The sequence below is a fragment of the Amycolatopsis sp. CA-128772 genome, from assembly GCF_002904295.1.
Lineage (GTDB): Bacteria > Actinomycetota > Actinomycetes > Mycobacteriales > Pseudonocardiaceae > Amycolatopsis.
In genome coordinates this window covers 130,349-154,327 of the sequence record NZ_PPHG01000071.1, presented here as the reverse complement: position 1 = coordinate 154,327, position 23,979 = coordinate 130,349, and the positions used below count along the sequence as shown (strand labels likewise).

At 72.8% G+C, this 23,979-nt stretch carries 15 protein-coding genes and 1 pseudogene; 7 read left to right on the top strand and 9 right to left on the bottom strand.

Going from position 1 to position 23,979, the window contains the following annotated elements:
• Window positions 1-6: 6 nt before the first annotated feature.
• From C2L59_RS25630 to C2L59_RS25620, 3 genes are read right to left on the bottom strand one after another with little or no spacing between them, the layout of a single operon-like run.
• Window positions 7-663 carry a histidine phosphatase family protein gene (locus C2L59_RS25630; RefSeq protein ID WP_103352056.1) on the bottom strand — a complete coding sequence of 219 codons (657 nt, stop codon included), beginning with the start codon at window positions 661-663 and terminating at the stop codon, window positions 7-9.
• A complete protein-coding gene (locus C2L59_RS25625; protein WP_103352055.1) occupies window positions 663-1,721 on the bottom strand; it encodes a phosphotransferase family protein in 1,059 nt (352 codons plus the stop codon). Before C2L59_RS25625 ends, C2L59_RS25630 begins: the two co-directional genes overlap by 1 nt.
• Window positions 1,718-2,470 carry an SDR family oxidoreductase gene (locus C2L59_RS25620; protein ID WP_103352054.1) on the bottom strand — a complete coding sequence of 251 codons (753 nt, stop codon included), beginning with the start codon at window positions 2,468-2,470 and terminating at the stop codon, window positions 1,718-1,720. Before C2L59_RS25620 ends, C2L59_RS25625 begins: the two co-directional genes overlap by 4 nt.
• A gap of 380 nt (window positions 2,471-2,850) precedes the next feature.
• Between C2L59_RS25620 and C2L59_RS25615 the strand changes: the two genes are divergently transcribed.
• Window positions 2,851-3,780 (top strand): hypothetical protein, encoded by a 930-nt coding sequence (locus C2L59_RS25615; RefSeq protein ID WP_103352053.1) that lies wholly within the window; start codon window positions 2,851-2,853, stop codon window positions 3,778-3,780.
• Between the two features lie 134 nt (window positions 3,781-3,914).
• Here C2L59_RS25615 and C2L59_RS50115 read toward each other — a convergent pair whose 3' ends face one another.
• Window positions 3,915-6,872 carry a LuxR C-terminal-related transcriptional regulator gene (locus C2L59_RS50115; protein ID WP_103352129.1) on the bottom strand — a complete coding sequence of 986 codons (2,958 nt, stop codon included), beginning with the start codon at window positions 6,870-6,872 and terminating at the stop codon, window positions 3,915-3,917.
• Between the two features lie 75 nt (window positions 6,873-6,947).
• Here C2L59_RS50115 and C2L59_RS25605 point away from each other — a divergent pair, with 75 nt between their 5' ends.
• Window positions 6,948-7,244, top strand: coding sequence for a nuclear transport factor 2 family protein (locus C2L59_RS25605; protein WP_103352052.1), 297 nt, complete (start codon window positions 6,948-6,950; stop codon window positions 7,242-7,244).
• A 55-nt stretch (window positions 7,245-7,299) separates the two neighbouring features.
• Here the strand turns inward: C2L59_RS25605 and C2L59_RS25600 are convergent, their stop codons facing one another.
• Complete coding sequence (locus C2L59_RS25600) at window positions 7,300-8,934, bottom strand: acyl-CoA synthetase (protein WP_103352051.1); 1,635 nt, start codon at window positions 8,932-8,934, stop codon at window positions 7,300-7,302.
• Window positions 8,935-9,266: 332 nt separating this feature from the next.
• On the opposite strand from C2L59_RS25600, the gene C2L59_RS25595 reads away from it, so the two are divergent.
• Window positions 9,267-10,955 (top strand): bifunctional 3'-5' exonuclease/DNA polymerase, encoded by a 1,689-nt coding sequence (locus C2L59_RS25595; protein WP_103352050.1) that lies wholly within the window; start codon window positions 9,267-9,269, stop codon window positions 10,953-10,955.
• A 98-nt stretch (window positions 10,956-11,053) separates the two neighbouring features.
• Here C2L59_RS25595 and C2L59_RS25590 read toward each other — a convergent pair whose 3' ends face one another.
• The 4 genes from C2L59_RS25590 to C2L59_RS25575 form a co-directional block, all read right to left on the bottom strand.
• Entirely contained in the window at window positions 11,054-12,811 is a 1,758-nt protein-coding gene (locus tag C2L59_RS25590; RefSeq protein ID WP_103352049.1) for a sialidase family protein, read from the bottom strand.
• A gap of 99 nt (window positions 12,812-12,910) precedes the next feature.
• Window positions 12,911-16,798: an ATP-dependent RNA helicase HrpA gene (gene hrpA / locus C2L59_RS25585; protein ID WP_103352048.1), complete on the bottom strand. Its 3,888-nt coding sequence runs from the start codon at window positions 16,796-16,798 to the stop codon at window positions 12,911-12,913.
• Between the two features lie 150 nt (window positions 16,799-16,948).
• On the bottom strand, window positions 16,949-17,182 hold the full coding sequence (locus C2L59_RS25580; RefSeq protein WP_103352047.1) for a hypothetical protein: 234 nt from the start codon (window positions 17,180-17,182) through the stop codon (window positions 16,949-16,951).
• Between the two features lie 118 nt (window positions 17,183-17,300).
• On the bottom strand, window positions 17,301-18,464 hold the full coding sequence (locus C2L59_RS25575) for a lactate 2-monooxygenase (RefSeq protein ID WP_103352046.1): 1,164 nt from the start codon (window positions 18,462-18,464) through the stop codon (window positions 17,301-17,303).
• Between the two features lie 112 nt (window positions 18,465-18,576).
• Here C2L59_RS25575 and C2L59_RS25570 point away from each other — a divergent pair, with 112 nt between their 5' ends.
• The 4 genes and pseudogenes from C2L59_RS25570 to C2L59_RS25555 form a co-directional block, all read left to right on the top strand.
• A complete protein-coding gene (locus C2L59_RS25570; protein ID WP_103352045.1) occupies window positions 18,577-19,737 on the top strand; it encodes a trans-acting enoyl reductase family protein in 1,161 nt (386 codons plus the stop codon).
• 133 nt (window positions 19,738-19,870) lie between these two features.
• Entirely contained in the window at window positions 19,871-21,979 is a 2,109-nt protein-coding gene (locus tag C2L59_RS25565; RefSeq protein ID WP_103352044.1) for a M4 family metallopeptidase, read from the top strand.
• 76 nt (window positions 21,980-22,055) lie between these two features.
• Window positions 22,056-22,943 (top strand): hypothetical protein, encoded by an 888-nt coding sequence (locus C2L59_RS25560; protein ID WP_103352043.1) that lies wholly within the window; start codon window positions 22,056-22,058, stop codon window positions 22,941-22,943.
• 229 nt (window positions 22,944-23,172) lie between these two features.
• A pseudogene (locus C2L59_RS25555) lies at window positions 23,173-23,973 on the top strand (integrase core domain-containing protein); the annotation flags it as partial.
• Window positions 23,974-23,979: the final 6 nt, after the last annotated feature.

Genomic DNA, 23,979 nt, shown 5'->3' with positions numbered 1-23,979 from the left:
GGTCTCCTACCGGTAGGTGAGCAGCGAAGCCGCGTCGGCCTCGAAGTGCGGGTGCTCGTTGAACGACAGCAGTGTGACACCCCCGCGTCCGGACACCAGCTTGGTGATCCCGCCGTTGACCGTGACGCGGTTGAGCTTGAGCAGGCCGGTTTCGGGGGTGCCCATGAGCAGGCCGCAGATGGTGGCGATCACGCCACCGGAGGTGAACACGACCGCGTGCTCGCCCTTCCCCAGCGACGCCACCAGGTCCGCGAGCGCGTCCCGGCAGCGCGCGAGGAACGCCGGCCAGGTTTCGGCGCACGGCCCGGCCGCGCCGGCCGCCGTCCACGCGGTCAGGGCCGCGTCCAGGACGCCCTGGTAGGCGCGGGAATCCTCCTGCGGGGCGCCGCCGGCGTGTTGCCGCGCGATGTCGACGTGGTCGTACTCGTTCCAGCGCGGGTCCTCGACCACCGGGACGACCGCGTCGAGCACCTTCAGCGCCGTCGCCGCCGTGTCGCGCTGCCGCGCCAGCGTGCCCGACCGGATCCGGCTGAAGGTGACGTTGCGCCGCAGCAGTTCCGCACCGACCACAGTGGACTGTTCGAACCCGCGCGGGGACAGCGCGTCGTAGTCGGACGCGCCGAACGACGCCTGCCCGTGCCGGACCAGGTAGATCGCGCCCACTACACGCTCCCCTTCGCGATGATCTCGCGGCAGCGCCAGTCCAGGTACGCGACGAACTGCCAGAAGTCCTTGAACGCCGGGTTGCGGGTGGCGCCGTCGCGGTAGCGCCGGTACAGCTGCTGCAGCACCGCGGCGAGCCGGAACAGGCCGTAGACCTCGTAGAACCGCCAGTCGCCGACCGCGAGCCCGGTCCGCTCGGCGTAGCGGGCGACGAACTCTTCGCGGGTGAACATGCCGGGCAGGTGCGTCGGCTGGCGGCGGCTCGCGTGCATGGCGTCGTCGTCGCCGGCCTGGACCCAGTAGGCGAGCATGCTGCCCAGCTCCATCAGCGGGTCGCCGAGGGTGGCCATCTCCCAGTCGAGGACGCCGGTGATGTTCAGCGTCGACGGGCCGTCCAGGACCAGGTTGTCGAGCCGGTAGTCGTTGTGGATCAGGCAGATCCTGACTTCGGCGGGCTGGTTCGCGGCCAGCCACGCGCGCACCTCGCCGAAGTCGCCGACGTTGTCCGTGCGGGCCGCGACGTACCGCTCCGACCAGCCGCCGATCTGCCGTCCGACGTACCCGGCGCCCTTGCCGAGGTCGGCGAGGCCGGCCTTTCCGACGTCGACGGCGTGCAGGTCGACCAGCCGGTCGACGACCTTGCCGGACAGCTCCCGCGCCTGCTCCGGGCTCAGTTCGAGCCCGGCGGGCAGGTCGCCGCGCAGGATCAGGCCGTCGAGCTTCTCCATGACGTAGAAGTCGCCGCCGAGCACGGCCGGGTCGTCGCCGAACGCCAGCATCCGCGGCACGTACGGGAACACCGGCTTCAGCGCGTGCTGCACCCGGTACTCGCGCCGCATGTCGTGCGCCGACGCCGCTTTGTGGCCGGCGGGCGGCCGGCGCAGGATGAGCTCGCGGTCCGGGTAGGTCAGCAGGTACGTCAGGTTGGACGCGCCGCCGGGGAACTGCCGGACCTGCGGCGGCTCGGCCCCGAGGCCCTCAAGCTTGCCACTCAGCCAGGCGTGCACCGCGGCGGTGTCGAAGGCGTCCTCCGCGCGGACGTCGACCGGGGCGTTCACGCGAACTTCCGCAGCAGCGCGGCCGGCACCAGGCGCATGACGACGCTCAGCGGCAGCCACGGCCACGCCGGGACGTAGGCGCGGGCCCGCTCGGCCTCGATCGCCCTGGCCAGCGCCCGCGCGCCGGTCTCGGCCTTGACCAGCAAGGGGTTCCGGCCGATCCGGTCGTTCATCTCCGACTCGATGTAGCCGGGCCGGACGTCGGTGACGGCGATGCCCCGGCGCTTGAGCTCGATGCGGGTGCCGTCGACGAACGCCGAGATGCCGGCCTTCGAGGCCGCGTACGCGGTGAGCTTGCCCGGGAACGGGCGCAACGCGCTGAACGACGAGATGACGGCGAGGTGGCCGGCGCCCTGTTCGCGGAAGATCCCGGCGGCGGCCTCGATCTGGGCGGCGGCCGCGACGAAGTTGACCTCGAGCGTCTGCCGGTTGGCGTCGAACCGGCCGGTGCCGACCCGCTGCCCCTTCCCCAGCCCGGCGTTCACAATCACCCGGTCGAGGGACCCCAGTTCGGCGCGGAACTCCTCGAAGACGGCGAACACGCGGTCGTGGTCGGTGACGTCGAGGGTGCGCGTGACGACCGTGATGCCGCGGTGCGCCGCGGTCAGCTCGGCGGCCAGCTTGTCGAGCCGTTCGGTGCGGCGCGCGCACAGCGCGAGGTTGCGCCCCTTCGCCGCGAACTGGCGGGCCATTCCCTCGCCCAACCCGCTGCTGGCGCCGGTGATCAGGATGTTCTGCCGGAGAACCATGCCCGGATGCTACCCGGTGGTAACAAGACCGGTGGCCCGGCGCTGGGGGCGTCGCCGGGCCACCGGTCATCGCGCGGCCACACCGGCCGGTCGCACAACGCGGCCGGGTGAACCGGAGCCGGAACCGCTCTCGCGGCCGGTCGCACCTGCGCCCGGGTGGGCCGTGAGGGGGAGGCGGAGCCACCGGCGCAGGCAAGTCATACAAGCGCGTCCGCCCAGGCCGGGGCAATGGTTCACAGTTGCCAGTACTAGCCCGTTCGCCCGAGTGGCCGCCGCGGCGGCACGGCCGGAAGAGGGGCGCGGAGAGCGCGCGGAAAACTGCTAACGTGCTCCGTGTCGGGGATCGTCGGGGGACGGCGGGGCGGGTCGTGATTTCAGCAATGGCGGGCAGCACGGCGGGCGACGGCCAGGACAGTGGGCGCACCGCGTTCGCCATCCAGCTGCGCGCGGCCATCGCCACCAGCGGGCTGTCGCTGGACCGGATCCAGGCGCGGCTGCGGGCCCGCGGCGTCGTCGTCAGCGTCACCGCGCTCAGCTATTGGCAGTCGGGCAAGCGGCAGCCGGAGCGGCAGAGCTCGCTGTCGGCCGTCCGCACCCTCGAAGAGATCCTCGACGTCCCCGCCGGGTCCCTGCTCGGGCTGCTGCCGCCGCCCCGGCCGCGTGGGGGCGCCGGGAAGCGCCAGGCCGGCGGCGAACCGATGTCGTTCCCACGCCAGGTGCTGCAGCCGCTGCTGGACAAGGTGGGCGCACCGCACGCGCTCGATCGCCAGCAGCCGCTGAAGATGGTCGGCCTGCACGACCTGTGCGAGATCGCCGCGGACGGCGGGCAGCGCGCGGTGACCGCGCGGGCGGTGTTCCAGGCCGCCGCCGACGGCCAGGACCGCTGGCTGCTGGTGTACACCCAGGACGACCCCGCGGCGGGTGCCCCCGAGCTGCACGCCGTGCGCAACTGCCGCGTCGGGCGCGCCGAGATCGACGAGGCCCACGGCCTGATCGTCGCCGAGCTGCTCTTCGACCGGCCGATCAACCGGGGCGAGACGCACCTGATCGAGTACACGCTGACCAACAGCGGGCCGCCGTACCCGGAATGCCGCAACACGCACTACCGCGAGTTCCGCCGCCCGGTGCGCGAGTACCTGCTGGAGGTCCGGTTCGCCCCGGGCACCGCACCCGGCCGCTGCTGGCAGTACTCCCGCAACGGCGCCACCGGCACGCTCGCCCGCCGCGCGCTCACCCTCGACGGCGCCGACGGCGTCCACGCGGTGGTGTTCGACTTCGGCCCGGGCGTCTTCGGCATCGACTGGGACTGACACCGCACGCACCCAGCCAGTCGGCTGGCGTACCCAGGCGGTCGGCTCGCCGGCCGACCCTCCAGGCACGCGAACCGACCCTCCAGGCGCAAGCCGACGCTCCGGGTACGCGAGCCGACCTGTCCGGTACGTCCTCAGCTCAGGTGGGCCGCCGCGCGGGTGGCCAGCTCCGTGCGGTTCGCGATGCCGAGCTTCGCGTAGACGTGCGCCAGGTGCGTCTTCACCGTGCCCCGGCTCATGAACAGGCGGGTGCCGATCTCCGGGTTCGTGCAGCCGCCGGCGGCCAGCTTCACGACCTCCAGCTCGGTCGGCGTCAGGCTGGCCCAGCCGCTCGACGGCCGGCCGCGGCTGCCGCGGGCCCGGCGCACGAACGCGACGACGTCGTCGAGGCCCATCGGCGGCCCGGCCGGCACCAGCCCGAGCGCGTCCAGCTCCGCCTGCTCCAGCGGGCGCCGGGGGAAGCCCAGGTCCGACCGGGCCCGGTCGGCCGAGACGAGCACGCGGGCCGCGTCGGCCTCGCGGCCGGTGCGGGCGAGCAGCGTCGTCAGCGCGTCCAGGCTGGCCAGGACGCCCAGCCGCAGGCCGTGGTCGAGGCGCAGGTTCAACGCTTCGTAGTGCAGTTCGGCCGCCTGGGCCGGCTCCGCCAGGTGGCCTTGCTGGTCGAGGGCGTCGGCGAGCGGCGACGGCAGCGACCAGCGACGGGTGAGGTCGACGGCGGTCGCGAGCACCTCCGCGGCCTCGTCGGCCCGGCCGAGCGCCCGCAGCAGAGCGCCGCGCTCGGCCAGGCCCTGCGCGGCCATGTACGTCCCGGGGACGGCTTCGCGCTCGAACCAGCGCAACGCGGCTTCGGGCTCGCCCCGCCGCCGGTGCAGCTCCCCCAGCACCCCGGCCAGGCCCGGCACGAAGACGTCGCCCGCCGTTTCCACCAGCCGCAGGAACGGGTCCAGCACGCGGAACCCGGCGTCGACGTCCCCGGCCAGGCCGTGCACCGACGCGAGCCGGCACAGCGTCGTGTTGACCCGGTGGAAGTCGGCGAGCGGGGCCGCGACGTCGACGGCTTGCACCGCGAGCTCCCGCGCCCGCGGCAGGTCCGCCGCGGCGAGCGCGATCCCGGACCGGACACTGAGGACCGTCGACGCGAGACCGCGGTCGCCGCGGCGCAGCAGCCCGTCCGCCGCCTCGTCCAGCAGCGGCGCGGCCTCGTCGTGGCAGTCGCGGGCGAAGCGGACGATCCCGCGCAGCATCAACGCGCTGTCCCGCGCGAAGCCGTCTCCGGCGTCCTCGGCGACCTTCTCGGCTTCGAAGGTGATGTCCCAGGCGGCGTCCAGGTCCGTGTACAGGTGGCCGAGGGCGGTCAGGGCCAGGCACCGCGCGCGCAGGCCCGCTTCGCCGAGCTCGATGGCCAAGTCGAGGCCCCGCCGGGCGGCTTCGCGGTCGAACGGCGCCGTCGTGTCCGCGACCAGGCCCATCCCGGTCAGCAGCCGGGCCTGCAGCGCGGTCCGGTCGTCCGGGCGGCGGGCGACCGCGCGCTCGAGGTAGGCCAGGCCCTCGTGGCCGCGGCCGTGCAGGTTCCACAGCCACGCGACGGCGGCCGCGAGCCGGCGCCCGCGGCCGGGGTCCTCCAGCGCCAGCCCCCATTCCAGGGCCGCCCGCAGGTTGTCGCGCTCGGGTTCGACGCGCGCCCGCCAGGCGTCCTTGTCGCGGTCGAGGTCGGGTTCGGCGGCTTCGGCCAGAGCCAGGAAGTGGTCGAGGTGCCGGTCGCGCGCAGCGGCCGTCTCCCCCGCCTCGGCCAGCCGGGCCGCCGCGTACTCGCGGAGCGTTTCCAGCAGCCGGTACCGGCCGTCTTCGGCCAGCACCAGGGACTTGTCGACGAGCCGGCCGAGCGCGGGCAGCACGGCCGGGCCGCCCGCCGCGGCCAGCGTGAACCCGCCGGCGAACACCGCGAGCCGCCGGAACACCGCGCGGTCCTCGTCGCCGAGCTGGTCGTGGCTCCACGCGATCGACCCTTCGAGGGTCCGCTGCCGCGCCGGCACCCCGCGCGGGCCGCGGGTGAGCAGCGCGAACCGGTCATCGAGGCCGGCGTCGATCTGGTGCGGGGTCAGCGCGCCGAGCCAGGCCGCCGCCAGCTCGACGGCCAGCGGGATGCCGTCGAGCCGCGTGCAGATCGACCGGACGGCGGCCACGCTGGAGGCGTCCAGGGTGAACCGCGGCCGGACCGCGCCGGCCCGTTCGACGAACAGCGCGACGGCTTCTTCGACGGCCAGCGGCGGCACCCGCCACACCGTCTCCCCCGGCACGCCCAGCGGTTCCCGGCTGGTGGTCAGCACCGCCACCTCCGGGCAGGACCGCAGCAGTTCGAGGGCGACTTCGGCGGCGCCGTCGAGGACGTGCTCGCAGTTGTCGAGGCAGAGCAGGACGCGGCGGTCACGCAGGTCCGTCGCGACCGAACGCGCCGCGCCGGCGGTGGGCTCCACCGGGATGCCGAGCGTGGCGGCGACCTGTCCGGCGACCTCGGTCACGGCGTCGAGCTCGACCCACCACACGCCGTCGGGCCACGCCCCACCGGCGGCGACCTGCGCGGCGAGCCGCGTCTTGCCGCTGCCGCCGGGCCCGGCCAGGGTGACCAGCCGCGTCCCGGCCAGGTGCCGCCGGACGTCGGCCACCTCGGCGTCACGGCCGACGAACCCGGTCAGCTGCACGGGGAGGTTGTTCGGGACGGCGTCGAGCCAGCGCGGCGGCCGGGGAGCGGGGGCCTCGCCGAGTTCGAAGACCCGCTCGGGCGCGGTGAGGTCCGGCAGGCGGTGGACGCCGAGGTCGTGCAGCGGGACGGCGTCGCGGAGGTCGGCCGCGGTGCGCGCCGACACGAGGACCCGGCCCTCGTCCGCCAGGGCGCGCAGCTGCTGGCAGCGGCGGACGACGGGGCCGGCCGGCGTGCCGTCGTCGCGGAGCAGCACGTCCCCGGTGTGCACGGCCGCCGGCCCGCCGCTGAGCGCCGCCAGCGCCTCGCCGGGGGTGGCGAAGACGGCCGGGTCGGCGTCGCCGGCGCAGAGGATCGTGACGGTGCCCGCCGGGAGGAGTTTCGTCGCAGTCATGGCCCGGCCAGTCTGCCAGCGGATCTCGGCCAGGTGGCCGATGTTCACCTCCCCGGTGCCTGCGACCTTCAGGTCGTGGAGACGTTCGAAGAGGTGCTGGCCCGCTGGTGCGACGCCGACGCGGCCGGCGACGTCGAGGCGCTGGCGTCGTTGCTGGCCGACGGTTTCCGCGGCGACGGCCCGGCCGGGCGCGTGCTCGGCAAGGCCGGCTGGCCCGGTCGCGTGCCCGCAGGCGCGTTCCGGTGGACGCGCCTGCAGGTGACGCCGTCGGTCGGCGTCGCGACCGGTACCCGCGACGGCGTCGCCTGCACCGTGGTCGGCGAATGCCGGGCCGGGCGCTGGCGGATCGTCAACGTCCAGCGCGGCTCGTGACGCTTCTCGGGGGTCCGGGTGGCGAAGTCCCCGGCCCGAGGCGAAGCCTCGGTGGTCACTGCAGCTTGGTGCGCAGCACCTTCCCGGTGGCGTTGCGCGGCAGCTCGTCGAGGAACTCGACGTCCCGGGGCACCTTGTAGCGGGCCAGGTTCGCCTTGACGTAGTCGCGGAGCTCGTCGGCGTCCAGGTCGGCCCCTTCGGCCCGCACGACGAACGCCTTCAGCCGCTGGCCGAACTCCGGGTCCTCGACGCCGATCACCGCCGCCTCGATCACGTCCTCGCGCTCGACCAGGAGGTTCTCCACCTCGATCGGGAACACGTTCTCGCCGCCGGAGACGATCATCTCGTCGTCGCGGCCGTCGATGAACAGCAGGCCGTCCTCGTCGAAGTGGCCGACGTCGCCGCTGGAAAGCAGGCCGTCGATGATCTCCTTGTGGCGGCCGTCGGTGTAGCCGCCGAAGCTGAGGCCGCTGCCGACGAACACCCGCCCGGTCACGTGCGGCTCGGTGATGCGGCTGCCGTTTTGGTCGTACAGCGCCACTTTGCAGCCGACCGGCGCGCGGCCGACCGTGCCCGGAGCCTTCACCCAGTCCTCAGGCGTCGCGACCGTCGCCACCGCGACCTCGGTCGAGCCGTAGAGGTTGTGCACGACCGGGCCGAACGCCTCGTTCGCGCGGTTGCCGAGGTCCGGCGAGAGGGCCGAGCCGGCCACGAAGACGATCCGCAGCGCCGACGTGTCGTACTTCTCGCGGACCTCCTTGGGCAGGTCGACGATCCGCTGCAGCATGGTCGGGACGAGCACGAGCGCGGTGCACCGGTGCTCGGCGACGCCGCGCAGCGCCTCTTCGGGGTGGAACTTGCGCCGCATCACCACCTTCGAGCCGAGCGCGAAGGACAGGATGAACTGCGAGAGCCCGGTGCCGTGGAACAGCGGCGCACCCATGTACGTGGCTTCGTTGGACCGCAGGGGGATCCGGTCGAGGAACTGCGCGGACGCCAGCGCGGAGGTGTGCGGCCGCGGCGCGCCCTTCGGCGTGCCGGTGGTGCCGCTGGTCAGGAGCACGAAACCGCCCGGCTTGGCCGGCGCTGGCCAGGGCCGGTCGTCGGTGCTGGCGATGATCTCGTCGAGCACCGGGACGGTCCGGTCGGTCAGGTCGGAACCGGGGTCGACCCAGGCGAGGTAGCGGTCGACGCCGTCGGGGATCGCGTCGAGCAGGCCGGTGAACTCCTGGTCGTAGACGAGCGCGGTGACGCCTTCGCGCTTGGCCACGTCGGCCAGCTGCGGCTTGGCGAACCCGGTGTTCATCAGCAGCAGGCGGACGCCGAGCTTGCCGGACGCGGCCATGGTGATGACCAGGCCGCGGTGGTCGCGGCAGAGCGCGGCGACGACCTGGCCGGGCCGGATGCCGCGTTCGGACCAGGCCCGGGCCAGCGCGTTCGACTGGTCGTCGAGCTGCTTGTAGGTGAGCGGGCCGAGCTCGTCGACGATGCCGACGGCGGCCGGGTCGCGGCGGGCGGAGATGTGGTTGGCGCCGGCGAACGGGCCGAACTTCCGCAGCGCGACCAGCGAGCGCACGCCTTCGTCGAGCCGGGGGAAGGGGACGAGGCCCGCCCGCCGCATCACGTCGACGCTGCGCACCGTCTCGGTCACCTTGTCCGCCACCGTGGTGGCGAGCGCGACCAGGCTCATCCAAGCACCTCCGTTGCTGCGGGGAAGAGAGCCCACGCCGACGGCGGGCGTACCGGCGGTATGGGAGCTACTGGAGAGTAAACCAACCGTACGCCGAACGCACCAGCCCGGAAACTGGCGGTGGCAGCCGGGGCTTCGCCCCGGGGCGCGGGCTCCCGCCACCCGCACCCCCGGAAACCGACAGTGGCAGCCGGGGCATCGCCCCGGGGCGCGGGCTCCCGCCACCCGCACCCCCGAAAACCGACAGTGACAGCCGGGGCTTCGCCCCCGGGCGGGGGCTCCCGCCACCCGCACTCCCGGAAAATGTCGGTGTCGATCGGCATGATGTCCGGGTGCAGGTGATAGCGGGACGGGAGGAGGACGGCAGTTTCACCGTGCACACGCAGACCGACACGGTCACCGGCCTGGACGAGGCCGCGTTCGTGGCGCGGGCGCGGGAGCTGGAGGCGTCCTTGGCGCCGCGGTGGGTGTTCTCGTCGGTGGAGCGGACCTACCCGGTGCTGCTCGCGGCCGGGCTGCGGGTGCGTCGCTGCTACGACCTCGAACTGGCCGAAGGGCTGCTGCTGGCCTACGAGGGCGCGGAGACGCAGTCGCGGAGCCTGCGCGCGGCCTGGGCCAGGGCGAACGGGGAGGAACCGCCGTCCGAGCAATCCGCCGTCGAGCTGGCCCAGCCGACGCTGTTCGAGACGCGGGTGCCGACGCTGCCGGCGGGCGTGACGGTCGTCACGGCGGTCCGGCGCGTGCTCGCCGAGCAGGAGCGGCGGGTGGCGGCGACCGGGCACCCGGACCGGATGCGGCTGCTGCTGGCCGCGGAGTCGGCGAGCGCGCTGGCCGCGGCGGAGATGTCGGCCGACGGCCTGCCCTGGCGCGCCGACGTGCACGAGGAGCTGCTGGTGTCCCGGCTGGGCCCGCGGGTGCCGGCCGGGCAGCGGCCGAAGGCGCTGGTGGAGCTGGCCGCGAAGATCAGCGAGGCGTTCGGCGGGCGCCCGGTGAACCCGGATTCGCCGCCGAGCGTGGTCCGGGCGCTGGCCCGCGAGGGGATCGAGGTGCCGGCGGCGCGGAAGTACCTGCTGAAGGGCATCGACCACCCGGCGGTCGGGCCGTTGCTGGAGTACAAAGAGCTGTCGCGGCTGTTCACCGCGAACGGCTGGGCGTGGCTCGAGGAGTGGGTCGGCGACGGCCGGTTCCGGCCGCACTACGTCGTCGGCGGCGTGGTGTCCGGGCGGTGGGCCAGCCGCGGCGGCGGGGCGCTGCAGATCCCGAAGGTGCTGCGGACGTGCGTCCGGGCGGACCCGGGCTGGAAGCTGGTGGTGGCCGACGCGGCCCAGCTGGAGCCGCGGGTGCTGACGGCGTTGTCGGGCGACCGGCGGCTGGCCGACGTCGCGGCGGCGACGGACCTGTACGCACGCCTGGGCGAGGCCCTGTTTTCGGCCGCCCGCTGGGTACCGGCGGCGAACGACGACCGCGACGACCGGTCCCGCGCGAAGATCGCGATGCTGTCGGCGATGTACGGCGGCACGTCCGGCGAGGCCGGGCCCCTGCTGGGCTTGCTGCGCCGGCGTTTCCCGGACGCGGTGTCCTATGTGGAGCGAGCCGCCCAGGCGGGCGAACGCGGCGAGCGCGTCCGCTCCCGCCTGGGCCGCACGTCTCCGGCCCCTTCGGCGGCGTGGCGCGCGCTGACCGGCGGTTCGGCCGTGGACGAAGCAGCGGAGCTGAAGGCCCGCCGAGCCTCCCGCGGCTGGGGCCGCTTCACCCGCAACTTCGTGGTCCAGGCGAGCGCGGCGGACATGACGGCGGTGATGCTGGCGACCCTGCGCACCCGCTTGCCGTCGCCGGCCCACCTGGTGTTCTTCCAGCACGACGAGGTGATCGTCCACACCCCGGCCGCCCTGGCCACCGAAGTCGCCACGGCCATCACGGACTCGGTCACGGAGGCGGCCAGAATGCTGTTCGGCCCGGCCTGCCCGGTCCACTTCCCGATGCAGACCGCAGCGGTCGACACCTACGCCGACGCCAAGTAGCGGGTGATGCCCCGCCGATCACCCGAGATGCCCGCGCAAGCACGCGAAATGCCCGTTCCGGCCGCCCCCGGACCCGGGAGCGGCCGGAACGATCACCACTACGGGAACATCGGCAGCGACTGCGTTCCGACGTCCTGGTTCGGCAGGGTCTTCCCCGGGTTGCCGCGGAAGTCCGTCCACACCGGGTGCAGGCGGAAGTCCGCGCCGACCGCCGCCGCCGTGTAGTCGCCGATGAACACGCCCTGGAGTTCCTTGCCCGTCACCGCGCCCGTCGAGACGAACTGGACCTGGGGGTTCGCCGTCTGGGTCGTGATCCTGCGGACCGGGGACATGCGGTCGCCCCAGCCGGTCGCGTACGCGTAGTCCAGGCCGATGCCGCCCGGGTCGTAACCGCGCGTGTAGAACGTCACCGCGACCCGGCCGGCCAGGGCCGCGACCGCCGGGAACACCTCGTCCGCGCCCGTGCCGATCTTCACCGGCTTGGACCAGCCGTGGCGGCCGTCGGAACCGCTGAGGAAGGCGTCGCCGTTCGTCTTCACCGACTCGCCGTCGCGGTACGTGCCGTTGCGGTCGTCCGCCCAGGTCACCCACAGGTGGTCCGTCACGCGGTCGTAGGTCAGCTGCGGGAAGCTGTTGACCCGGAAGTTCTCGCCGGTCAGCGCGTTGTTGGCGACGTCTTCGTCCACCGGGAAGTCGAAGTCGAGCCCCACCTCCGCGTGCCGGAAGGTCCGGCCGCCGTCGCGCGAGGTCGCCACGACGACCGCATCGTGGTCGGCCGGCTGGTCGCACGCGGCCGTCGCGCACACCGACGTCTCGTACGCGACCTGGAGCGTCCCGTCGCGGGTGACCACCGGGTTCGAGCCGCTGCCGAACGGCGTGATCCCGCCGGAGAACCCGGTCAGGGACGGCGAAATCCGGCGCATCGGCGACCACGTCCGGCCGAAGTCGCGGGACTTCGACAGCACGATCGGCGACTCGACGAACGCGCCGGCCGCGTCGTAGGTGAACTGCGTCCAGGTCACGTAGACGTCGCCGGTGACCGGGTCGGCGGCGATCCACTCCTTGTCGTTGAAGATGTTCGTGGGCGTCGGCGTGCCCGCCGGCGTCACGCCGTCGAGGTGCAGGACCGCCGGGTCGCCGAAGCTGCGGCCGCCGTCGTGCGACACCGAAACGGCGATGCCGCTGGCGAGCTGCTGGTCGTCGGGCACCGCGGCCCGGCTGAACACCAGCGTCGCGTAGTACACCGTGTTGTGCGGCCCGAACGCGATCGCCGGGTCACCGGCGGCGTCCATATAGGACAGCGGGGCGGCCGCGCCGGTCGGGAAGTCGAGGTGCGGCAGCTGGACGTTCGCCCAGGTCCGGCCGACGTCGAACGAGGTGTAGGCGAAGCCGCCGGAGTCGTTGCGCGCCTCGCGCGTGTTGTACAGCCGGTAGTCGTTCGCCCCGGCGACGATGTTGCGCGGGTTCTCCGGGTTGACGGCGACGGTCGTCTCGTTCTGCGCCGTGCTGCAGCCGGTCTGGCTGCCGGTGGGCACGATGGTGTCACCGTCGATGACGTCGGTGTTCGGCGCGAGCGGCCGGTACGGGTTCGGCTTGCCGAGGTAGGTCTGGCAGAGCGCGGACAGCGCGGGATCGTCGCCGTCCTCGTCCTCTTCCCCTTCGGCGAACTGCTCCTTGAGCAGCGGATTCGGCACGTCGTGCCGAGCCTCCGCGGCGATCTTGTGCTTGCCGTGCCCGGGATCCACGAGCAGCGGCGACCCGGCGGCGTGCGCGGCGGGCGCGAGGACGAGCGGCAAGAGCAGTGCGGTGCAGGCGGCGAAGATTCTTCGCCTCGCGGACGAAACACCCAAGGACATCGGACAGTCCTTTCCCAGGAAGGTCTCCAGCCGACCCAGGCTTGACTTCCGTCCGGCCCCGGTCAACCGACGGAAGTGGGGAGCCGGACATTCCCGGCGTCACGCCAGGGCGTCGTCCAGGGCTTTCGTGATCCGCTTCAGCGACACCGGGTGCGCCGTCCCCAGCGTCTGGGCGAAGAACGACACCCGCAGTTCCTCGATCATCCACCGCACCTCGCGCAACGCCGGCGACGACGTTCCCGGCGGCAACGCGGCCAGCGCGTCGGCGTACTCGCGGGTTATCCACGCGACGTCCGCCGTCCGCTGCAGGTCGCGGGTCGGCTCGGAAACCAGCTTCTCCAGCCGGCGGGAAATCCCCTGCAGGTAACGCACTACGTGACGCAGCCGCGAAGCGCCCGTCTCCGTCACGAAACCCGGGTACACCAGCGCCGCCAGCTGGGCGCGGACGTCCGCCAGGGACTCCGCCGGGCCGCGCGAGGACGACAGCTGCACCTCGACGTCGTTCGCCACGCGGAGGATCTTCTCCACGTCGGTCAGCACGGCCAGCACCTCGGTGTGCAGGCCGGCCCGGACCTGTTCGAGCAGCACCTTGAAGCCGGTTTCGTCCCACTTCGGGCCGCCCGCCGACGTCATCAGGGCGTCCACCGCGCAGTCGACGCAGTCCTCGAGCAGCGCCGCCACGCTCCCGTGCGGATTCCGGTTCAGCACCAGCTTCGAGGAGTTGGACAGCGACCGCGTGATGAACTTCATCGGCGAGTTCAGGTTCAGCCGCAGCATCCGCCGCGTGCCCGCCCACATCGCGTGCTCCTGCTGGGCCGGCGTGTCCAGCAGCCGCACGGCCACCGACGCGCCCTCGTCGACCAGCGCCGGGTACGCCTTCACGTCGTGACCGCGCTGGTGGGACTCGAACACCGGCGGCAGCGATCCGAACGACGGCTTGGTCAGGCCCGCCTTCTCCAGCGTGTTGGCCGCCTTGGAGATCGTCTCCCGGACCTTCGGGGCCAGCCGCCGCTGCAACTCCGAGACGTCCTTGCCCTCGGCGACGCGGCGACCCCGCTCGTCCACCACCCGGAACGTCATCTTCAGGTGGTCCGGCACCGAAGCGAGGTCCCAGTCCGCGTACGGCACGGTGATCCCGCGCAGGGCCCGCAGCTCGCGGCCGAGCACCTCCAGCAACGGGCCGTCCGAAGGCGACACTCGCGAAAGGACATCGCGGGCGGTGTCCGGCGCCGGGACGAAGTTGCGCCGCAACGCCTTCGGCAACGACTTGATCAGCTGCGTCACCAGTTCCGCGCGCAGCCCCGGCACCTGCCAGTCGAACCCGTCCGGCGTCACCTGGTTCAGCACCGGCAGCGGGACGTGCACGGTGACGCCGTCGGCGTCCGCGCCCGGCTCGAACTGGTAGGTCAGCTCGAAGACCTGCGTGCCCTGTGTCCACGAGTCCGGGTAGTCGCCCTCGCGGACGCTGCCCGCGGACTCGTTGATGAGCATGGACTTCTCGAACGACAGCAGGTCGGGGTCGGTGTGCCGGGCCTTCTTCCACCAGCTGTCGAAGTGGCGCACCGAAACGACGTCTTCGGGCACCCGCGCGTCGTAGAACTCGTACAGCGTCTGGTCGTCGACCAGGATGTCGCGGCGCCGGGCGCGGTTTTCGAGGTCCTCGACCTCTTCCAGCAGCGCCCGGTTCTCGGCGAAGAAGTGGTGGCGCGTCTGCCAGTCCCCCTCGACCAGGGCGTGCCGGATGAACATCGCCCGCGACACCTCGGGGTCGATCCGGCCGTAGTTGACGCGGCGGTCGGCGATCAGCGGGACGCCGTACAGCGTCACCTTCTCGGTCGCCATCACCGCGCCCTGCTTGCGTTCCCAGTGCGGCTCGGAGTACGACCGCTTGACGACGTGCTGGGCCAGCGGCTCGACCCACTCGGGTTCGATGCGCGCGTTGACCCGCGCCCACAGCCGGGAGGTCTCGACCAGTTCCGCCGACATCACCCAGCGCGGCTGCTTCTTGAACAGCGCCGAACCCGGGAAGACGCCGAAGCGGGCCCCGCGCGCGCCGAGGTAGTCGCCCTTGGCCGGGTCCTTGAGCCCGATATGCGAGAGCAGCCCGGCGATCAGCGACGTGTGCACGCGCTGCGGGTCGACCGGGGCGGTGTTCGGGTTCAGGGAAATCCCGAGCGGCTTGGCCAGCTGGCGCAGCTGGCTGAAGATGTCCTGCCATTCGCGCAGCCGCAGGTAGTTCAGGTACTCGGTGCGGCACATCCGGCGGAACTGGTTGCCGGACAACGCCTTCTGCTGCTCGGCGACGTACTCCCAGAGGTTCAGGTAGGCCAGGAAGTCCGACGTCGGGTCGGCGAACCGCGCGTGCTGGGCGTCCGCTGCCTGCTGCTTCTCGGCCGGTCGCTCGCGCGGGTCCTGGATGGACAGCGCGGCGGCGATGATCATCACTTCGCGGACGCAGCCGTTCTTCGCCGCCTCCAGGACCATCCGGCCCATCCGCGGGTCGACCGGCAGTTGCGCGAGCTTGCGGCCGGTGTCGGTGAGCCGCCGGTCCGAGGAGCTGACGCTGTCGAACGCGCCCAGTTCCTGCAGCAGGCCGACGCCGTCGCTGACCTGGCGGCGGTCCGGCGGCTCGACGAACGGGAACGCGGCGATGTCGCCGAGGCCCAGCGACGTCATCTGCAGGATGACCGAGGCAAGGTTGGTCCGCAGGATCTCCGGATCGGTGAATTCGGGCCGGCTCTCGAAGTCCTCTTCGGAATAGAGCCGGATGCAGATGCCGTCCGACGTCCGGCCGCAGCGGCCCTTGCGCTGGTTCGCCGACGCCTGCGACACCGGTTCGATCGGCAGCCGCTGTACCTTGGTGCGGTGGCTGTAGCGGGAGATCCGCGCGGTGCCCGGGTCGACGACGTACTTGATGCCCGGCACGGTCAGCGACGTCTCGGCGACGTTCGTCGCGAGCACGACCCGGCGCCCGGTGTGCGACTGGAAGATGCGCTGCTGCTCGGCCGACGACAGCCGCGCGTACAGCGGCAGGACCTCGGTGCCCCGCAGGTTCGCCCGGTTCAGCACGTCCGCGGTGTCGCGGATTTCGCGCTCGCCGGAGAGGAACACCAGGATGTCGCCGGGGCCCTCGGCGCACAGCTCCTCGACGGCGTCGAGGATGCCCTGGGTCTGGTCGCGTTCGTCGTCGCCCTCGGGATCGTCGGGGTCGACGAGCGGCCGGTAGCGCGTCTCGACCGGGTACGTCCGGCCGGAGACCTCGACGATCGGCGCGTCGTCGAAGTGCTTCGAGAAGCGTTCGGGGTCGATCGTCGCCGAGGTGATGATGACCTTGAGGTCGGGGCGGCGCGGCAGCAGCTGCTTGAGGTAGCCGAGGATGAAGTCGATGTTGAGGCTGCGCTCGTGGGCCTCGTCGATGATCAGCGTGTCGTACTGGCGCAGCGAGCGGTCGGTCTGGATCTCGGCCAGCAGGATGCCGTCGGTCATCAGCTTGACCAGGGTGTCCTGCCCGGACTGGTCGGTGAACCGGACCTTGTAGCCGACGGTCTCGCCGAGCTCGGTCTTCAGCTCGCCGGCGATCCGGTCGGCGACGGTGCGCGCGGCCAGCCGGCGGGGCTGGGTGTGCCCGATCTGGCCGCGGATGCCGCGGCCGAGCTCGAGGCAGATCTTCGGCAGCTGGGTGGTCTTGCCCGAGCCGGTCTCCCCCGCGACGATCACGACCTGGTGTTTGCCGATGGCGGCGGCGATCTCGTCCTTGAGCCGGCTGACCGGCAGCTCTTCGGGGTACTCGATCTTGGGCACGCTCTCGCGCCGCGCCTGGATCCGCAGCTCGGCCCGGCCGATGTCGGCGGCGATCCGCGCCAGGGCGGCGTCACGGTCTCGCGCTTTGCGGGCACCGTCGAGCCGGCGGCGCAGCCGCTGCTCGTCGCGCGGCATCAGCTCGGGCAGGCGCGCACGCAGCGCGGGGAAGGGGGATGGCTCGGACATTCTCGGACCAAGGATAGCCGTGCGTGACGGACCGGGCCTCCGAATATCCCCGCCGCGTGACCGGGCGCACGTCGGGGGCCCGCCGCAAGCGCCCCGATGTGGCGTTCGGTGCGTTCAACGCACCCAACGCCACATCGGGGGCGTTCGGGCTCAGCCGGGCTGGCCGGGTGACTGCGGCGCCGGGGCCGCGGACGTGGTGGCGGCCTTGCGCCGCGCGACGAGCGCGTTGGCGGCGATCAACCCCGCGCCGACCAGCGCGAGGACGATGCCGAGCCACGGCTGGGCGCCCTCGACCGCTTCCTGCCCGCGGATCTCCAGCCCGATGTACGGGAGCAGCAGCGAGCCGACCCCCAGGAAAACCAGAATGCCGCCGATCCGGACCATGGCAAAACCCCTCGTGAAAGCAACAGTGGAACCACCGGTCCGTCCCCGAGCGGCCGTGGTGAGGCAGAACCGTAGCGGCCGTGGTCCCGGCTGTCGCCGGATTTGCCGTTTCGTTACCTCACGCCCGCTGCAGCGACTCCGGGCCCAGGTCGGCGAGGGTGCGGTGGCCGGACAGGCCCATCGTCAGGTCGAAGTCCGCCAGCAGACTGCGCAGGACGTGCCGGACGCCGGCCTCGCCCGCGTGGGCCAGGCCGTACACCCACGGGCGTCCCACCAGCACCGCCCGGGCGCCCAGCGCCAGCGCCTTGAGCACGTCCGCGCCGGTGCGGACGCCCGAGTCGAACAGCACCTCCATGCGGTCGCCGACCGCCGCGACGATGGCCGGCAGGGCCTCCAGCGCGCCGAGCGCGCCGTCGACCTGGCGGCCGCCGTGGTTGGACACCACGATGCCGTCCATGCCCGCCTCGGCCGCGCGGCGCGCGTCGGCGACCTGCTGGATGCCCTTGAGCACGATCGGGCCGTCCCAGTGCTCGCGCAGGAACGGCAGTTGGTCCCAGGTCCGGTCGGTGCCGGTGAGCATGCCGATCCAGCGCAGGATCGCCATGTTCAGGTCCTCTTCCGGAGTCTTCTCCAGCAGGCCGCGGAACACCGGGTCGGTGAACGGGACCGCGCAGCCCTCGCCCTTCAGGAACGGCAGGTACGCCTGGTCCAGATCGGACGGCCGCCAGGCCAGCGTCCACGTGTCGAGCGTGACGACCAGCGCCGTGTAGCCCGCGGCCTTCGCCCGGGTCAGCAGGCTCGCGCAGACGTCGTTGTCGCCGGGCCAGTACAGCTGGAACCAGCGCGGGCCGTCGCCGTTGGCCGCGGCGACGGCCTCGATGCCGGTCGAAGACGCCGTCGACAGGATGAACGGCAGGCCGACCGACGCGGCGGCGCGGGCGGTCGCGGACTCCGCGTCCGGGTGCACGATCGACTGGACGCCGACCGGCGCGACGGCCACCGGTGCCGGCAGCCCGGTGCCGAGCACCGTCGTGGCCAGGTCGCGGTCGGTGGCGCCGGTCAGCATCCGGGGCACGATCCGCCAGCGGTCGAACGCCTCCCGGTTGGCGCGGGCGGTCGCGCCGGAGCCGGCCGCGCCCGCGACGTAGGAGAACGGGCCGGGCGCCATGACCTCGCGCGCCGACGCTTCGAGCTTCGTCGCGTCGGTCGAGCACGGCGGCAGCTGCCCTCCGAGTCCCTGCAGGTAGATCTCGTTCTGGTAGCTGCCGAAGCGTTCGGTCACGGTTGCCTCCTCGCGTTCGAGGGGGCACTGTACCCGCCGGTAGTTCACCCGGCGCCGGGAAGTGACCCACGGGTAACCTGAGCCCCGTCGATGTCCCTTCGAAGGAGCAGACATGCGCGCCTACGACGTGGTCCTGTTCGGCGCTTCCGGGTTCACCGGCGGCCTGACCGCCGAATACCTGGCCCGCCACGCGCCCGCGGACCTGCGCTGGGCGCTGGCCGGGCGCAACCGCGGCAAGCTCGAGGCCGTCCGGACGCGGCTCGCGGCGATCGACGACCGGTTCGGCTCGCTGGACCTGCTCGTCGCCGACACCGGCGACCGGGCGTCCCTGCGGGCCGTGGCCGAATCGGCGAAAGTGGTGATCACCACCGTCGGCCCGTACCTGACGCACGGGGAGCCGCTGGTGGCGGCGTGCGCCGAAGCGGGCACCGACTACGTCGACCTCACCGGCGAACCCGAGTTCGTCGACCGGATGTACCTCGCGCACGACCGGCGTGCCCGCGAGACCGGCGCGCGGCTGGTGCACGCGTGCGGGTTCGATTCCATCCCGCACGACCTCGGCGCCTGGTTCACCGTGCAGCAGCTGCCCGAGGGCGTGCCGCTGACGGTGGACGGCTACGTGCGGGCCGGCGGGATGCCGTCGGGCGGCACCGTGCTCAGCGCCCTGACCATCATGTCCCGGCTGCCGGCCGGGGCCCGGGTGGCCCGCGAACGCGCGGCGGCCGAGCCGCGGCCGGCCGGGCGGTTCACGCACGCGCCGCTCGGGCGCCCGCACCGGGTCGCCGCCGCGGGCTGGTGGGCGGTCCCGCTGCCGACGATCGACGCGCAGGTCGTCCGCCGGTCGGCGGCCGCGTCCGAGCGCTACGGGCCCGACTTCACCTACCGGCACTTCGCCGCGGTCAAGCACCTGCCGGTGCTGGCCGGCGGCGTCGCCGGGGCGGGGGCGCTGCTCGCCGCGGCGCAGGTGCCGCCGGCCCGCCGGGCGCTGTCCCGGCTGCTCGCGCCCGGCAGCGGCCCGAGTCCCGAGCGGCGCGCGCGGTCGTGGTTCTCGGTGCGGTTCTTCGGCGAGGGCGGCGGCTCGCGCGTGGTGACGGAGGTGTCCGGCGGCGACCCGGGCTACGACGAGACGGCGAAGATGCTCGCGGAATCGGCGTTGTGCCTGGCGACCGACGACCTGCCGGAAACGGCGGGCCAGGTGACGACGGCGACCGCGATGGGCGGCGCGCTCGTCGACCGCCTCACCAAGGCCGGCCTCCGCTTCACCACCCTCTGACCTTTCACGCTGCTGGAATTTCACAGTCCGGCAGCGTGAAATTCCGGCGCTGTGATGAATCTTCTGACGGTCCTGCTCGCCCCTTAGCGTCGATCGGGTTCTCCCTTCCCCTTCGCGTTTCTCAAGGAGCGTCATGAGATTGCCCCAACGGTTCGCCGCGCTCGGCGGGGCGACGGCGGCGGGCATGGTGGTGGTCGGCATCGCCGTCGCCGCGCCCGCGCAGCCCGCCCCCGAACCCCCGCCGTCCGCCGCACAGGCCCAGGCCAACGCCACCGGCGCCGCCGCGAGCCTGGTCGGTGCCCGGCCCGCCGCCCTGCACGCCGGGAAGCACGACAAGTTCGTCCAGCGGGACGTCCGGTCGGCGGCCGGGCTGTCGTACGTGGTCTACGACCGCACCTACGACGGCCTGCCCGTGATCGGCGGCGACCTGGTCATCGCCACCGACGCGGCCGGCACCGTGAAGACCACGTCGGTCGCGCAGCAGCAGGCCCTCGGCGACCTCGACGTCCACGGCGCGAAGCTGTCCGCCGCGCAGGCCGATGCCGTGGCGCGCAAGCAGGTCCGCGGGCCGAAGAGCCTGCCGGGCGGCACGCTCGTCGTGGTCGCCGACGGCAGCGGGCGGCTCGCCTACGAAAGCAACGTCGAGGGCACCGACTCCCGCGGCGAGCCGAGCAGCCTGAGCGTCTACGTCGACGCCGTGGACGGGCGCGTGCTGCGGACCGTCCAGCACGTCGCCGCGGGCACCGGCACCGGCAAGTGGAACGGCCCGGCGCCGCTGCCGCTGAACACGACGAAGTCCGGCAGCACGTATTCGATGGCCGACCCGAACACGCCGAACCTGGACTGCCGCAACTACAGCAGCGACTCCGTCCTCACCGGTCCGGACGACAGCTGGGGCAACGGCACCGGCACGAACATCGAAACCGGCTGCGCGGACGCGCTGTTCGTCGCGCAGACCGAGAAGAAGATGCTCTCGGAATGGGTGGGCCGCAACGGTTTCACCGGCAACGGCGGCGCGTGGAAGATCCGCGTCGGGCTCGACGACGAAAACGCGTACTACTACAACTCGCGGCCGGCGTACGTGAACCTCGGCCACAACCCGAGCGGCGAATGGGTCGGCTCGCTCGACATCCTCGGCCACGAGATGGGCCACGGCATCGACGACTACTCGGGTTCCGGCGGCTTTTCCGGCGGCGGCACGCAGGAGTTCATCGCGGACACGTTCGGCACGGCGACGGAGTTCTACGCGAACGAGCCGTCGCAGTACGACCCGCCGGACTACGCGATCGGCGAGGAGGTCAACCTGGTCGGCACCGGCGCGATCCGGTACATGTACGACCCGTCGAAGGTCGGCGACCCGAACTGCTACTCCAGCTCGACGCCGAACGCCGAGGTGCACAAGGCGGCCGGGCCCGGCGACCACTGGTTCTACCTGCTGGCCGAAGGCAGCAACCCGGCCAACGGGCAGCCGACCAGCTCGACCTGCAACAACAGCACGATCGCCGGCATCGGCATCCGCAAGGCGATCAACATCATGCACGGCGCGGTGCAGCTGAAGACCTCCGGCAGTTCGTACCTGCGCTACCGGACGTGGACGCTGCAGGCGGCGAAGAACCTGTACCCGGACAGCTGCGCCGAGTTCGACGCCGTGAAGGCGGCGTGGAACGCGGTGAGCGTCCCGGCGCAGTCCGGCGACCCGACGTGCACCGGCACACCGCCGACCACCACGACGCCGCCCACCACCACGCCGCCCACCACCACGCCGCCGACGTCCACCACGCCCCCGGGCGGGTGCAGCGGCCAGCTGGTGCAGAACCCGGGCTTCGAGTCGGGCCCGGCGTCCTGGTCGGACCCGAACACGACCATCGGCCAGTGGGGCAGCCAGGCGCCGGCGCGCTCGGGCAGCTACGACTCCTGGCTCGGCGGCTGGGGTTCGGCGCACACGGACACGCTCACCCAGCCGGTCACCATCCCGGCGGGTTGCAAGGCGAGCCTGACGTTCTGGCTGCGCGTGTGGACGGCCGAGACCGAGAACGTGGCCTACGACAAGCTCGTCGTGTCCGCGGGGACGACGACGCTGGCGACGTACTCGAACCTCGACCGCAACTCGGCGTACGTGCAGAAGACGCTCGACCTGTCTGCGTACGCGGGGCAGACGGTCACGCTGAAGTTCGCCGGGACGGAGGACCAGTCGCTGCAGACGTCGTTCGCCGTCGACGACACCGGGCTCGCGTTGAGCTGACCCGGCGGGGCCTGCCACCTACTTTGGTGGCAGGCCCTCGTTGCGCCCGGTGCGTCCGGTATTCATGCTTACCCGGATGGAGGCGTTATCAGCGTCGGCCCCGTTCGCCGAGGCCTTCGACGTGGCGATCCGGCAGCGCGGCCTGAGCCTGGAGGCGCTGCAGCGGCGGATGGCGATCCGGGGCGCCCAGGTCAGCCTGGCCACGCTCAGCTACTGGCGCCGGGGCCGCCGGCACCCGGAGGGCCACCGCTCGCTGCACGCGGTGGGCGTCGCCGAAAGCTGCCTCGGCCTGCCCGCAAACGCGCTGACCAGCCTGGTGACGCGGCCGCGGGTGCGCCGGGCGGAGCCGTGGCCGGGCGGGGTCAGCCTGGCCAGCGCCCTCGGCTCCGAGTCCATGGACCTGGCCGCCTGCGAAGGCATCGACCTCGACGGCAACGCCCGCCTGGCGCTGGTGTCGGTGCACCAGCGGGCGACCATGGGCCCGGACCGCACCGAGCGATCGGTCCGCACGGAGCTGGTGGTGACCAGCCGCGCGGACGGCGTCGACCGCTGGGTGTCGTTCTTCCGCCCCCAGACCGGCGGAGGCCACCAGCCGGTCCTGCGTTCGGCGCACTGCTGCCGCCCAGGCCGCGTCCGCCGCGACGCGGCGTCCGAGCTGCTGGCGCTGGAGCTGAGGTTCGACTACCCGCTGCGGGCGGGCGAGACGTACGTGTTCGACTTCGAGTTCGCGTACGACGGAACGCCCCCGGAGACGAACTACCTGCAGTTCGGCGTGCGAGCCCCGGCCCGCCAGATCGTGCTGCAGGCGTGCTTCGATTCGGCGGCGGTCCCGGTGCGGTGTTACCGGTACGCGGGGGAGGCGGCTTCGCGGCCGGAGCTGCCGGTGGGTCCGAGCTCGACCAGCCACATCGCGGTGCTGGACGCCCAGCCGGGGGTTTACGGGATGTGCTGGGAGTGGGAGTGAACCTGCGCCGCCCCACCCGGCTCACGTAAGCCGCGCGGGCGGCCGGGTCCAGTTCCGTCAGCGCCCGGTCGCCGATGAGGCTGCGGGCCCAGGCCATCACCGGCTCGGGCGTCAACGCCACCAGGAGGTCTCAGCCGGCCAGCCACGGCCTCGCCCGTCCCCGGGGGGCGTCCCTAGTTGTGATGTTCAGGGACGTTGTCCCGAGTTGCGGTGACCACCGGCGGCCTTTATGTCCCACCCTAACGCCACCCTCACCCCAGGCACCCGCCTCCGGTCGGCGCGCCTGATCGTCGAGCACGGCTGGACCCACACCGACGCGGCGAAGATGTTCATGGTCGCCACCAGAACCGCGCGCACGTGGGCTGAGCGCTACCGCACCGAAGGCGCGGCCGGGATGACCGACCGCAGCAGCCGCCCGCACCACAGCCCGACCCGCGCACCCGCCCAACTCGTGCGGGCGATCGTGCGGCTGCGGTGGGCGGCACCGGTGGGCGGCACCGGCTGGGCCCGGTCCAGATCGCCGGCCGGCTCGGGATCCCGGCCTCGACGGTGCACGCGGTGCTGGTGCGCTGCCGGATCAACCGCTTGTCCCGGATCGACCGGGTCACCGGCGAACCGCTGCGCCGCTACGAACACGACCATCCCGGTTCGCTGCTCCATGTCGATGTCACCCAGTTCGGCAACATCCCCGACGGCGGTGGCCTGGTTCGCCGACCTCGGTGTCACCGTCGAACGCGAGTTGTCCGGCAACGGGGCGGCTTACCGCTCTCACACTTGGCGCGAGGTCTGCGCCGAGCGGGGTGTCACCCCGAAACGGACCCGGCCCTACCGGCCCCGGACCAACGGCAAGATCGAACGCTTCCACCGCACCCTGGCCGACGGGTGGGCCTACGCCCGCTTCTACCCGTCCGAGAGCCGGCGCCGGGCGGCGTTACCGGGTTGGCTGCACTTCTGCAATCATCATCGACCCCACAGTGCAACCGGCGGCAAGCCGCCGATCACCCGGCTGACCAACCTCCCTGGACATCACACCCAG

Bases quoted from the DNA above. Each gene is read 5' to 3' on its own strand.
- C2L59_RS25600 (WP_103352051.1), bottom strand. From the start codon at position 8,934: ATGAGCCTGGTCGCGCTCGCCACCACGGTGGCGGACAAGGTGACCGAG.
- C2L59_RS50115 (WP_103352129.1), bottom strand. From the start codon at position 6,872: ATGACTGCGACGAAACTCCTCCCGGCGGGCACCGTCACGATCCTCTGC.
- C2L59_RS25560 (WP_103352043.1), top strand. From the start codon at position 22,056: ATGGAGGCGTTATCAGCGTCGGCCCCGTTCGCCGAGGCCTTCGACGTG.
- C2L59_RS25620 (WP_103352054.1), bottom strand. From the start codon at position 2,470: ATGGTTCTCCGGCAGAACATCCTGATCACCGGCGCCAGCAGCGGGTTG.
- C2L59_RS25565 (WP_103352044.1), top strand. From the start codon at position 19,871: ATGAGATTGCCCCAACGGTTCGCCGCGCTCGGCGGGGCGACGGCGGCG.
- C2L59_RS25615 (WP_103352053.1), top strand. From the start codon at position 2,851: ATGGCGGGCAGCACGGCGGGCGACGGCCAGGACAGTGGGCGCACCGCG.
- hrpA (WP_103352048.1), bottom strand. From the start codon at position 16,798: ATGTCCGAGCCATCCCCCTTCCCCGCGCTGCGTGCGCGCCTGCCCGAG.
- C2L59_RS25590 (WP_103352049.1), bottom strand. From the start codon at position 12,811: ATGTCCTTGGGTGTTTCGTCCGCGAGGCGAAGAATCTTCGCCGCCTGC.
- C2L59_RS25570 (WP_103352045.1), top strand. From the start codon at position 18,577: ATGCGCGCCTACGACGTGGTCCTGTTCGGCGCTTCCGGGTTCACCGGC.
- C2L59_RS25580 (WP_103352047.1), bottom strand. From the start codon at position 17,182: ATGGTCCGGATCGGCGGCATTCTGGTTTTCCTGGGGGTCGGCTCGCTG.